This window comes from Granulicella tundricola MP5ACTX9 (assembly GCF_000178975.2).
GTDB classification, from domain to species: domain Bacteria; phylum Acidobacteriota; class Terriglobia; order Terriglobales; family Acidobacteriaceae; genus Edaphobacter; species Edaphobacter tundricola.
The window spans coordinates 3,880,339-3,892,427 of record NC_015064.1; the positions used below are offsets into that span (position 1 = coordinate 3,880,339).

Genomic DNA, 12,089 nt, shown 5'->3' on the forward strand with positions numbered 1-12,089 from the left:
CGCAAACCGCAATCACATCGCATTGCACGGCGTCAGCCCTGAAGAAGTTGAGCAGGCTCTCAGCGGCGTTACACTAGATCTGGATCAGTACAGAGTCGACAATGAGGACCGCTTTGAGCAGGCTGGACAAACCTTCGCTGGTCGCATACTTTTCATGGTCACGATAGATCGGAACAACAAACTAAGGGTTGTGACGGCTTTCGATGCGGGTCGTAGCACGAAGTTTGAATTCATTGAACATCAAAGGAGCCAGTATGAACGATAAACGCAACCTACCGGCCTTTGCCTCAGAAGCCGAAGAGGCTCAGTGGTGGTTCGATCATCGTGAAGAGCGGGACGTGGAATTTGCGGAAGCCATTCGCACCGGGAGAGCTCAGACAAACATGGTTCGGAACCGCATGGCTGCTCGCGAGCAGGCCTCTGTCCCCACCACAATTACCATTCAAGATGCAGATGCGATGACCGCAGCTAGACTGGCTGAGCGAAATGGAATGGAGCTGAGCACCTACCTCCACGACCTCATGCACCGAGCAATCCAGCGAGAAAATGAGCAAGCTGCGTAGTGGTGCTCCCCAAAGTTCGGTCAAGAGAATCGACCCTACGCAACCTCAATCCGTACAACAACTTACAACTATTTTTCGCAAAAACACCCGTAAACTCGCGTGTCAAGCCCCCAGCCCATCAAAAAATCCTATAACTCAAACAATCAAAGCCACTTACACCCAAAAAATAAATGGCGTATTTCCCCCGCCCACTCAGGTAAGATAGAAGTAGAGAACAAATCAGGACGAACCACCGTCGTGACCGCCACCTCAAATTCCACCACCCCCACAACCGTCACTCTGAGCGCAGCGAAGAATCTCAGTAGTTACTTTTGCCGTTGCGGTTGCATGTTCTCCGTTAGGAGCCGCACCCCTTAACCACAACAGAATGAATACTTTACAAAATAAAACGGCCTAAGTCCTTTATTCCGAAGACTTTGCAAAATCGCAATTCCGGAAGTCCAGACCTAAGCCGTTTCTTTTGAATACTTTGCAACTAAACAAGGGGGGGGGATACCCCTCCGATCCCACTAAACCAGCACAGACCCACCACGATTGCCCTTAGGCCGGCGATTCGCAGCCAGAACCTTCTTCCGCATACGCAGCGACTTCGGAGTCACCTCGACCAGTTCATCATCAGCAATGAACTCGATCGACTGCTCGAGCGTCAGGATCTTGAACGGAACCAGGCGGATCGCATCGTCGGAACCAGAAGCACGCATGTTCGTCAGCTTCTTCTCACGAACCGCGTTCACATCCAGGTCGTTATCGCGCGAGTGCTCGCCAACCAGCATGCCCTCGTACACCTCAACGCCATCGCCGATGAACAGAACGCCGCGCTCCTGCACGCCGTCCAGCGCGTAGGTGGTCGTGGTGCCCTGACGGTCGGAGATCAGCGCGCCGGAAGGACGCTGCGGAATCTCACCCTGGTACGGGATATAGTCGCCGGCAATCGAGTTCATCACGATCGTTCCACGCGTCTCGGTCAGCATTTCGTTCCGCAGACCGATCAGACCACGCGAAGGCACCTTGAACTCCATGCGCACGCGGCCTGAACCGTGGTTCGCCATCTTGACCATCTCGCCCTTTCTGGGTCCGAGACGCTCGATGACCGTACCGACAAAGTTCTCCGGAATATCGATCGTCAGGATCTCGGAGGGCTCCATCAGGTTGCCATCGACGCGCTTGGTCACGATCGTCGGACGCGAAACCAGCAGCTCGAAGCCTTCGCGGCGCATCATTTCGATGAGCACCGAAAGCTGCAACTCACCGCGGCCCAGCACCTTGAACGTCTCGGCGGACTCGGTCGGCTCCATGCGGATCGACACGTTCGTCAGCAGCTCGCGCTCCAGGCGGTCCTTGATGTTGCGGCTCGTCACATACTTGCCTTCACGGCCGGCGAACGGCGAGTTGTTGACCGAGAAGTTGATCGCAATCGTCGGCTCGTCGATCGAGATGATCGGCAGCGGCTTCGGATTCTCGAGCGCGCAGAAGCTCTCGCCGATCGTGATCCCCGGGATACCCGCAATGGCAACGATATCGCCCACCGCGGTCTCGGTCGTGTCCTCACGCTTCAAGCCGTTGAACGTAAACAGCTTCGTGATCTTCACCGGAACCAGGGTGCCGTCGATCTTCGAGAGATTGACCTCCTGCCCGACCTTCAGCGTGCCGTTGAACACACGCGCAATCGCCAGGCGGCCAAGGTAGTCGGAGTAATCGAGGTTCGTCACCAGGATCTGCAGATCGCCGTCAGCAGTACCGGGAGCCTCGGGAATCGTCTTGAAGATCAGCTCGAACAGCGGCTGCAGGTCGGTGCCCGGGACGCTCATGTCCATGGTCGCCGTACCGGCCTTGCCGTTCGTATAAATGACCGGGAAGTCCAGGATCGACTCGTCCGCATCCAGATCGATGAACAGGTCATAGACCTCGTTCAGGACCTCCTGCACGCGAGCGTCGGGACGGTCGATCTTGTTGATCACGATGATCGGCGTCAGCTTCGCCTCAAGAGCCTTTGAAAGCACGTAGCGCGTCTGCGGCAGCGGACCTTCGGAGGCGTCGACCAGCAGAACGACGCCGTCGACCATCTTCAACGCACGCTCAACCTCACCGCCGAAGTCGGCGTGGCCTGGCGTATCGACGATGTTGATCTTGCTGTCGTGGTACTGGATGGCCGTGTTCTTGGCCAGAATCGTGATGCCTCGCTCTTTTTCGAGGTCGTTCGAGTCCATGACGCGCTCGGCGACGGCTTCGTTCGAGCGGAAGGTTCCGGACTGGCGCAGCATGGCGTCGACGAGGGTCGTCTTGCCGTGGTCGACGTGCGCGATAATGGCGATATTACGGATAGCTTGCTTGGTGGAGCTGCTCACGAGGGGTATGTCCTGTTCTGTGCGCGACTGAATAGAGTGCAAAACCTTAAAATGCGCGTCTATTTAGTCTACCTTACGGGCGTACAGAACAGCATTGCATCCGCGTGAAAGACGCATCGCCATCGCCGAAATACAAGTTTAGTCGACGAAGTAGCCGATCTCGGTCAGCACGCCCTCGCTCAGTTCCACGCCCAGCAGCTTTGCCGGCGTCCCCGTCTGCAGTGCGCCCTCAAAGCGCTTCAGCACGGTCGACGGCAGATCCGTCTTCCTACGCAGCATCCGCATGAGCGACGTGCTGTCGGTCGGATACGCGTACTCGCCAGGCAGGCCGCATGCCGGACGAATCGTCAGCGACAGCGGGATCGAGGACGTAAGCGGATAGGTAGGGGCGACGTTTTGGGTAAGAAGGTTGACTCGCATGCCCAGATATTGTCATCGGCAAACGTCACTGGTAATGCCCCTTTCGGGTCATCGCAATACACCGAAAGCGAGCCGAAAACCTACAACTTCGCCATCTTGTCCTTCACCGTGGTACGCCACTGTTCCCGCGCATCCGGCTCCATCGTCTCAATCTGTCCCGACATCCGCCCGTAAGCATCCCTGGCCGCCGCCTTATCCCCAGCCGCAGCCTCCACATCGCCAAGCTGCATCTCCACCTGCACCGCCCCCGGCGCAGTCCGCTCCGCAGTCTGCGCTTCCTTCAAAGCACCCGCAGGATCCTTGGCCTCCATCATCACCATGGACCGCTGTGCATGCGCCAGCGCACTCGCCAGCGGCACCGCAAACCGTCCTTCATACACAAAGATTCCATCCTGGATAAACGCCACCGGCTTCACGCTCCTGAATCCCTCATAAGGATTCATCACCGACGTCCCAAACTCGAACCCATTCAGATCCCCCGCGCTGATCAGCACCGGCCCATCCACCGCCGTATCGATCACCCCCGGAATCTCCACCGCAGCCGCCACACTTGGATTACTCAACGAGTCATACGTAGGCATCTGCTTACACGGCACCCCGTAGTCGCTGGGCAGAATCAGCGGAGCCGCAAAGTAAGCCATGTTGCAGTGGGTCACCCCATGCTGCCGCAGATACTCGGACGTAGCCACCAATTGCTGCGCCCAGTCCGTATTCGAGTCCGTCAGATACCGGTACGTATGCGTCGGCCCACCCCAGCCCTCGTTCGCATACGAGATATAGTTCGGCGCCGCATGAACCGTACTCGCCGCATGAAGAAACAGCAGCACCCCCACAACCCACGCCCCAGCCCGTCCCCGCCGAGCCAGCGCCGCCGAGCCACCGCCCGCCAGCACGCAGCAAAACACCCACACCGGCAGGATATGCCGCGCGCCAATGTTCAAATGCGAGTCCATCGCCACCACCAGATACACCGCCGGAGGCGCAATCAGAAACCAAAGCGCCAGCCCGTTCTTGACCCACCCCCGCACCATCGCCACAACCGTCAACACCAGCAGCCCCAGCATACCCAGCGTGCTCTTGATCGTAAACAGCACCGGAAAGTAGAACCACACCCCATGCGCATACACCCGCCCAAAGAAGTAGCTCGGCATCCCATTCGCCATCGCCCTCACATCCGCCAGCCCGAACAGCCAGCTCTCCGGCAGCAGCCTCAGCTTAGCCGCCAACAGAATCCCCCTGGCCTCCACCCCCGCCAGCGGCCCCACATACTCGGTCAGTGAAGGCGACATCGGCACCCCACCCGGCCGCATCCCGAACCGGAACCCATAGAACGCCCAAAGCACACCCACCGCAATCAGCACGATCCCCACCAGCCCCGCAGCCAGCCGCCCCACACCCGGCAACTTCGCATCGTTCGTCCGCCACCGAACCACCACAATCCCCACCGCCAGCACCACCAGCATCGGAGCCAGCAGCACGGTCGAGTGCTTCGCCGCCAGCGCCAGCCCAGCCGCCACCCCCACCACCGCCAGCCGCCCCGCCGTCTGCCGCACCGTCCACCGCCAGAACGCATAGCAGGTCGCAAAGAACGTACACGAAGCAGCCATGTCCGTCGTCACGTACGCCCCATGCGCCAGCAGGTTCGGCTCAAAGCAGAACAGCGCCAGCCCCATCAACCCCGCCCCCACCCCAAACATCTCCGTCCCCGCACTGAACACCAGCAGCGCCGCAATCACCGTGAACACCATCGCAAACAACCGCACCCGCAGGATCAGGTCCCGCCCCAGATATTGCCCGCCATTCGCCGGCCCATTCCGAAATAGCAGCTCGCGCCCACCCAGGTAAGCCTCCGTCTTGAAGAACCGCCCCTGCTGCGGCGCAACCTTCAGATTTAGCCCTAGCAGCGGCAGCGTCGCCACCATCTTCACCATCGGCGGATGCTCCGGATTCAGGCTGTAGTCATGCGCCTTCCAGCTCTCGTACCCGGCAAAGATATGGTCGCCCTCATCCCACGTCAGCGACTCGCCCTTGATCGCATGAACGATCTGCCCTACCATCGCCGCCAGCAGCACCACCACCGCCAACACGGTCAGAATCCGAGCGTTTTTCGCGTTCAAAGCACCCTCCAACTCATTTCTTCAGAGGAGCGAAGACTACCCGATGTGCCCATCCCAAGTCATCCGTCGTCCCTCACACCAAGAGTTTCGCCACAAACTCAACCCGGATTGCCGCTATACTCAAAACTCCGATGACCCAAAATCACTCGAAGCAGTTCGACGAAGACGCGCTGAAGAACTACCTGCTGGACAACGCGTATGACGAGATGTTCGAGAGCCCGGCTAACCTGCACGAGCAATACCGGCCCCTGTTGAACCATTTCTCCTCACTGCCAGAGGGCGAGCTCGAACGCCGCAAACAGGCCGCCGACCTCAGCTTCCTCAACCAGGGCATCACCTTCACCGTCTACGGTCGGGAAGAGGGCGTCGAGCAGATATTCCCTTACGACCTCCTGCCCCGCATCATCACCAGCAAGGAGTGGGAGACGGTCGAGCGCGGCCTCACCCAACGCATCATCGCCCTCAACCTCTTCCTGCGCGATATCTATAACGAAGGCCGCATCCTCGCCGACGGCGTCGTCCCCCGCGAGGTCGTTTACTCCTGCAAGCACTTCCGCCGCCAGATGGTCGGCCTCCAGGTTCCGCGCAACGTCTACGTCGCCGTCTGCGGCACGGACCTCATCCGCATGGAAGACGGTGAGTTCGTCGTCCTCGAAGACAACCTCCGCGTCCCGTCCGGCGTGAGCTACATGCTCACCAACCGCCGCGTCATGAAGCGGATCTTCCCGCAGATGTTCCGCAGCTATAACGTCCGCCCCATCGAGCAGTACACTCAGGCCCTCTTAGGCACCCTGCGTTCACTCGCTCCGGAAGGCCGCCCAGAGCCCAACATCGTTTTGCTCTCCCCCGGCGTCTTCAATTCGGCTTATTTCGAGCACGCCTACCTCGCCCGCCAGATGGGCATCGAGCTCGTCGAAGGCCGTGACCTCGTCACCCATGACAACGTCGTCTACATGCGCACCACCTCCGGCCTCCGCCGCGTGGACGTCATCTATCGCCGCGTAGACGACGACTTCATCGATCCCCTCGCCTTCCGTCCTGACTCCATCCTCGGCGTCGCCGGCCTCTTCAACGCCTACCGCGCCGGCAACGTCACCCTCGCCAACGCCTTCGGCACCGGTGTCGCGGACGATAAGGCCCTCTACGCCTACGTCCCGGACATCATCAAGTACTACCTCAACGAGGACCCCGTCCTCCAGAACGTCAAGACCTACCTCCTCACCGATCCCGCCAGCCGCCAGCACGTCCTCCAGAACCTCGACAAGTTAGTTGTCAAGGCCGTAGGCGAATCCGGCGGCTACGGCATGCTCATCGGCCCCCAATCCACCAAGGCCGAGCAAGCCATCTTCGCCGAGAAGATCAAGGCCGACCCACGCAACTACATCGCCCAGCCCACCATCTCCTTCTCCCGCGCCCCCTGCCTCATCGGCGACGCCCTCGAACCCCGCCACGTAGACCTCCGCCCCTACGTCCTCTACGGCGACAAGGTCACCATCGTCCCCGGCGGCCTAACCCGCGTAGCCCTCAAGAAAGGCTCGTTAGTCGTCAACTCCAGCCAGGGCGGAGGCAGCAAAGACACCTGGGTTCTGAGCCAGTAGGAGCATAACTACAAAAATGTAGTTACAAAGGTGTACGATGAGATTCACCTGGGACGAACGAAAAGCGAGGCGCAATGTACGGGAGCATGGCCTCTCTTTTCCGCTCGGCCAGGCAGCGATTGAATCTGGACTCGGCATCCCGGTTGAAGAGCAGTTCCGGGAAGGCGAGTGGAGAACCCTGGTCGTCGCGCCGGTGCATGGCATCCTGCTTATCACCATCGTCGTCACGCTGAACTACGGAGAACAAGATGAAGACCTTATCGAAACCGGCGAATACGAGCAGGAACCCATCGATTGGCAAGACGAAGCGGCCGTCATCCGGATCATCTCCGTCCGCGAAGCCTCGGCGGCTGAACAAGCCCTCTACTTCGAATCTCGTCCAGCGTTCGGGCGGTGAACCCCTGACTCAGCACGATCTTGAACTCCTTGAAAAGCTCCTGCAAGACAAGGAAAGAGTCATCAACTTCACCGACAGCCCAGAGGTGACCACGAACACCTTCGCTAACAGAAGCGGTATCCTTGGTCTGTTCAAGCCCTATAAGCAGCAGATCACCCTTCGTATCGACGGAGATGTCCTTGCCTGGGCAAAGCGCGACGGCGCCGGCTATCAGAGCCGCATCAATGCAGCGCTCCGCAAAGCAATGCTCGAAGATGTAAGACTGACGAGGAAGAAAGCGTAACGCCTGTTCTCTAACCCATTCCTCTAGGAGACCGCCCATTGCTCTCACGTGTCGCCGATAGTCTCTACTGGATGTCCCGCTACCTCGAGCGCGCCGAGCATACCACCCGTCTGCTCGACGTCAACCTCAACCTCATGCTCGACGAAAGCGCCACCTCGGCCGATCGCCGCTGGCAGCGCGTCCTCCTCGCCCTCGGCAACCCCAAGGACGTCGTCTGGGCCGGCGACCCCTACGCCCTCACCCAGACCCTCACCTTCGACGGCACCAACCCCGCCTCCATCCGCTCCCTTCTCATCGCCGCCCGCGAAAACTCCCGCCACGTCCGCGAGCAGATCTCCACCGAGCAGTGGGACCGCCTCAACCGCCTCTACCTCGAAGTCACCCGCCCGCAGACCCAGCGCAGAGTCGAACCCGGCACCATGGCGCTCGAGCCCGAGCAGCCCACCGAGTTCCTCCAGCACGTCATGGAGGCCGTCCACCAGTTCCAGGGCGTCACAGACTCCACCATGAGTCACGGCGAAGGCTGGCAGTTCATCCAGGTCGGCCGCTACATCGAACGCGCCTCAGCCACCGCATCTCTCCTCCAGGCCTACCATGCCGAGCTCTGGGGTGACCCTGAAAGCGACGCCGAACGCCAGACCGAAGGAAACGAGTACCTCGAATGGATGGGTCTGCTCCGCTCCGCCACCGCCTTTGAGGCCTACTGCAAGGTCTACACCGCAGACCTCACCCCCGAACGCATCCTCGAGTTCCTCCTCCTCGACGAAGAGTTCCCCCACTCCCTCCGCTTCTCCATCGACAGCCTCCAGTGCGCGCTTGAAGCCATCCAGCACGAAGGCGGCAAGAGCCGCGCCGACAAACTCCGCCGCCTCTCTGGCCGCCTCCAGGCCACCCTCAACTACTCCGGCGTAGAAGAGATCCTTGAGCAGGACATCGTAGCCTACCTCCAGGCCATCCAGGCCCAGTGCCGTGAGATCCACCTCGTCATCTACGAGCTCTACGTCGACTACTCCATCCAATCCGCATTAGCAAGCTAGTCCCTAGGCCCTAGTCCCTAGGCCCTAAGCACCGGAGGCCGCATGTTCTATTCAATCCGCCACCTGACCAAGTTCCTCTACGACAAGCCGGTCAGCGAGAGCATGATGGAAACCCGCATGCACCCGCGCAGCGACCAGAACCAGCGCTGCCTCACCTTCCATCTCTCCGTCAGCCCCCGCTGCCGCGTCTTCTCTTACCGCGATCACCTCGCCAACCACGTCCACCACTTCGACATCCCCGGCGCCCATCCGCAACTCGTCATCGTCGCCGAGTCCCTCGTCGAGGTCCAGCCCTCCATCGAAATCCCCTCCTTCCTCGCACCCGACGCCTGGCGCGATCTCGACACCATGATTCACGAGGGCGACTACTGGGAGTTCCTCTACCCCAGCGAGTTCGCCATCGCCACCCCGCTCCTCGACGACCTCGCCAAGTCCCTCGACGTCCGCCGCCGCGACGACCCCCTCATGCTCCTGCATGACCTCAACCGCCAGCTCTACGAGTACTTCGGCTACAAGCCCAAGTCCACCAAGGTCGACTCCCCCATCGACGTCGCCCTCGAGTCCCGCCAGGGCGTCTGCCAGGACTTCGCCCACATCATGATCACCCTCGTCCGCGACAAGCTCAAGATGCCCTGCCGTTACGTCAGCGGCTACCTCGCCCACCGCGCCACGGACCCGAACCACTCTTTAGATTCAGACCGCTCCGCACAGTCCGCCTCCGCCACCCACGCCTGGGTTGAAGTCCTCATGCCCCACTTCGGCTGGGTCGGCTTCGATCCCACCAACTGCCTCGTCGCCGGCGACCGCCACATCCGCACCGCCATCGGCCGCGACTACGCCGACGTCCCCCCCACCCACGGCATGTTCCGCGGCCGTGCCAACAGTGAACTCACCGTAGCCGTCCGCGTCACCCCCAGCGAGGGCACCCCACCCCTCGACCAGGACCTCCCCGTCCCCGAAGACTGGTCCATCCTCGTAGAGCGCGCCCAAGCCCTCCCGGAAATCCCCCCACCCCTTACCCGCCAACAACAAATGGCCCAGCAACAACAGCAGTAACCGACAAGAAACCTGCCGTCATTCTGACCCTGTAAGGGGAAGAACCTCCGTAGTTGCTGTTGCCGCTGCTTTGTTCTTGTTTGTTTTGGTCGTCATTCTGAGCGAAGCTCAGAACCTCCGTATTCGCAGTTGCAGTTGCCTTTGTTTGTCTTGGTCGTCATTCTGAGCGGAGCTCAGAACCTCCGTATTGGCATTGGCAGTTGCAGTTGCTCTTGCATTCGTACCCACAGTTCATACTCGCCAAAGGACGCCACAAACAATGCGCCTCCCCCTCACCGCCCTCCTCCTCCTCACCCCCATCGCCTTCGCTCAAGGCCGCCGTGCCCCCATGTCCCCCGAAGAAACCCAGGCCCTCATCGCCAAGCGCCAATCCATAGAAAAACAGCTCGAAGACATAGCCGTCATCGACCGCAAAGTCATGGTCCCCATGCGTGACGGCATCCACGTAGCCACCGACATCTACCGCCCCAAAGACACCACCAAAACCTACCCCATCATCTTCAGCCGCACCCCCTACAACTTCAACTTCTGGGACGTAAGGCTCGGCACCTACCGCGACATGAGCCAGGAGCTCGACGCCGTCAAGCGCGGCTACGTCCTCATTGAAATGAACGAGCGCGGCCACTTCTTCTCCGAAGGCAACTACGACATCCTCGGCGCGCCCCTCACGGACGCCGACGATCAGTTCAACTGGATGGGCACCCAGCCCTGGTCGAACGGCAAGGTCGGCCTCATCGGCTGCTCCTCAACAGCAGAGTGGCAGATGGCCGCCGCATCCCTCGGCAACAAGCACCTCACCACCATCATCCCGCAATCCTTCGGCGCGGGAGTAGGCAAGGTAGGCCCATACAACGAGCAGGGCAACTGGTATCGCGGCGGCGCGGTCCAGATGCTCTTCATCGACTGGCTCGCCGGCGAACAAAACCAGATCCGCCCCAACTTCCCTCCCGGAACCTCCCAGGCCGATCTCATCCAGGGCTCCAAACTCTTCGACCTCTCCATCAGCCCCCCACCCGTAGACTGGGCCAAAGCCTTCGAGCATCTCCCTGAAAAGGACATCATCTCCGCAGCCGGCGGCCCCAAAGGCATCTTCTCCGACAAGATGCCCAACACCACCGGCGGAGCCATGATCGAGCGCACCCCAAACGACCCAGCCTGGCGCAAAGGCGGTCTCTGGCAGTCCGACACCATGCCCATCAACGTCCCCGGCTTCTGGTTCATGACCTGGTACGACGTCTCCATCGGCCCCAACCTCGCCGCCTATAACTTCGTCCGCAGCACCGCTAAGGGCGAAGCCGCCAACCAGCAGTACGCCGTCATCGCCCCCACCCTGCACTGCGGCTACACCCGCGCCACCGAGCACACCGTCGTCGGCGAGCGCGACATGGGCGACGCACGCCTCGACTGGGGCGCCATGACCTACGCCTGGTTCGATCACTTCCTCAAGGGCGAAGACAACAAGTTCCTTGAGAAGACCCCCAAGGTCCAGTACTACACCATGGGCCTCAACAAGTGGCAGCACTCCGAAACCTGGCCCCCTGAGGGCGCAAAGCCCGTCACCCTCACGCTCGCCAGCGCAGGCCACGCCAACACCCTCCACGGCGATGGCAAGCTCATCTTCCCCATCAGCGTCCCCGTCCGCCGCTCCGTCCCCACCCCTGACGTCCCAGATCACTTCACCTACGACCCCATGCACCCCACCCCAAGCTACGGCGGCAACGTCTGCTGCGCCGCCAACACCATCCCCGGCATGGGCGGCGCGCTCGACCAGCGCAAGATGGAGGAGCGTGACGACATCCTCGTCTACACCTCAGACCCGTTGACGGAGCCAATGGAACTCTCCGGCCCCATCACCGCCACCCTCTACGTCTCCTCAGACGTCAAGGACACCGACGTCACCGTCAAGCTCATCGACGTAGACGCCGAAGGCAAGGCCTACAACCTCGACGAAACCATCCAACGCCTCCGGTACCGTGAAGGCGACGACAAGATGGTCTGGATGGAAAAGGACAAGGTCTACAAGGTCACCCTCACCCCCATGAATACCAGCAACCTCTTCCCCGCCGGCCACCGCATCCGCCTCGAAGTAGCGGGCTCCAACTTCCCCCGCTTCGACCGCAACCTCAACACCGGCGGCAACAACTACGACGAAACCACCGCCGTCACCGCCCACACCGCAATCCACCACAGCACCCAATACCCCAGCACCATCACGGTCACCGTCGCAAAGCACTAAGCCGGAAGGATGATGGTTAGAGGATGCCTGATTTTGG

General features: G+C 60.7%; 10 protein-coding genes and 1 pseudogene. 8 read left to right on the top strand and 3 right to left on the bottom strand.

What is annotated here, in order from left to right; all coding sequences use genetic code 11:
- Positions 1 to 4: 4 nt before the first annotated feature.
- Both ACIX9_RS27775 and ACIX9_RS16875 read left to right on the top strand, forming a co-directional pair.
- Positions 5 to 265 (top strand): annotated as a pseudogene (locus ACIX9_RS27775) (BrnT family toxin); the annotation flags it as partial.
- Positions 255 to 563 carry a hypothetical protein gene (locus ACIX9_RS16875; protein ID WP_013581703.1) on the top strand — a complete coding sequence of 103 codons (309 nt, stop codon included), beginning with the start codon at positions 255 to 257 and terminating at the stop codon, positions 561 to 563. The pseudogene ACIX9_RS27775 and the gene ACIX9_RS16875, both read left to right, overlap by 11 nt.
- A gap of 509 nt (positions 564 to 1,072) precedes the next feature.
- Here ACIX9_RS16875 and typA read toward each other — a convergent pair.
- The 3 genes from typA to ACIX9_RS16890 all read right to left on the bottom strand — a co-directional run bounded on the left by typA (position 1,073) and on the right by ACIX9_RS16890 (position 5,445).
- Positions 1,073 to 2,908, bottom strand: a complete 1,836-nt coding sequence (gene typA, locus ACIX9_RS16880) for a translational GTPase TypA (protein ID WP_013581704.1) — start codon at positions 2,906 to 2,908, stop codon at positions 1,073 to 1,075.
- Between the two features lie 138 nt (positions 2,909 to 3,046).
- Positions 3,047 to 3,328, bottom strand: a complete 282-nt coding sequence (locus ACIX9_RS16885) for a hypothetical protein (protein WP_013581705.1) — start codon at positions 3,326 to 3,328, stop codon at positions 3,047 to 3,049.
- Between the two features lie 80 nt (positions 3,329 to 3,408).
- Positions 3,409 to 5,445, bottom strand: coding sequence for an ArnT family glycosyltransferase (locus ACIX9_RS16890; RefSeq protein WP_013581706.1), 2,037 nt, complete (start codon positions 5,443 to 5,445; stop codon positions 3,409 to 3,411).
- A gap of 131 nt (positions 5,446 to 5,576) precedes the next feature.
- Here ACIX9_RS16890 and ACIX9_RS16895 point away from each other — a divergent pair, with 131 nt between their 5' ends.
- From ACIX9_RS16895 to ACIX9_RS16920, 6 genes are all read left to right on the top strand, one after another.
- Entirely contained in the window at positions 5,577 to 7,043 is a 1,467-nt protein-coding gene (locus tag ACIX9_RS16895) for a circularly permuted type 2 ATP-grasp protein (protein WP_013581707.1), read from the top strand.
- A 37-nt stretch (positions 7,044 to 7,080) separates the two neighbouring features.
- Positions 7,081 to 7,440, top strand: a complete 360-nt coding sequence (locus ACIX9_RS24030) for a BrnT family toxin (protein ID WP_049789363.1) — start codon at positions 7,081 to 7,083, stop codon at positions 7,438 to 7,440.
- Positions 7,441 to 7,525: 85 nt separating this feature from the next.
- Positions 7,526 to 7,723 carry a BrnA antitoxin family protein gene (locus ACIX9_RS26515; protein ID WP_049789365.1) on the top strand — a complete coding sequence of 66 codons (198 nt, stop codon included), beginning with the start codon at positions 7,526 to 7,528 and terminating at the stop codon, positions 7,721 to 7,723.
- A gap of 38 nt (positions 7,724 to 7,761) precedes the next feature.
- Positions 7,762 to 8,760, top strand: coding sequence for an alpha-E domain-containing protein (locus ACIX9_RS16910; protein WP_013581709.1), 999 nt, complete (start codon positions 7,762 to 7,764; stop codon positions 8,758 to 8,760).
- A 42-nt stretch (positions 8,761 to 8,802) separates the two neighbouring features.
- A complete protein-coding gene (locus ACIX9_RS16915; RefSeq protein ID WP_013581710.1) occupies positions 8,803 to 9,816 on the top strand; it encodes a transglutaminase family protein in 1,014 nt (337 codons plus the stop codon).
- Positions 9,817 to 10,075: 259 nt separating this feature from the next.
- Positions 10,076 to 12,052: a CocE/NonD family hydrolase gene (locus ACIX9_RS16920; protein WP_013581711.1), complete on the top strand. Its 1,977-nt coding sequence runs from the start codon at positions 10,076 to 10,078 to the stop codon at positions 12,050 to 12,052.
- Positions 12,053 to 12,089: the final 37 nt, after the last annotated feature.

Bases quoted from the DNA above. Each gene is read 5' to 3' on its own strand.
- ACIX9_RS16875 (WP_013581703.1), top strand. From the start codon at position 255: ATGAACGATAAACGCAACCTACCGGCCTTTGCCTCAGAAGCCGAAGAG.
- ACIX9_RS16915 (WP_013581710.1), top strand. From the start codon at position 8,803: ATGTTCTATTCAATCCGCCACCTGACCAAGTTCCTCTACGACAAGCCG.
- ACIX9_RS16885 (WP_013581705.1), bottom strand. From the start codon at position 3,328: ATGCGAGTCAACCTTCTTACCCAAAACGTCGCCCCTACCTATCCGCTT.
- ACIX9_RS16895 (WP_013581707.1), top strand. From the start codon at position 5,577: ATGACCCAAAATCACTCGAAGCAGTTCGACGAAGACGCGCTGAAGAAC.
- ACIX9_RS24030 (WP_049789363.1), top strand. From the start codon at position 7,081: ATGAGATTCACCTGGGACGAACGAAAAGCGAGGCGCAATGTACGGGAG.
- ACIX9_RS16920 (WP_013581711.1), top strand. From the start codon at position 10,076: ATGCGCCTCCCCCTCACCGCCCTCCTCCTCCTCACCCCCATCGCCTTC.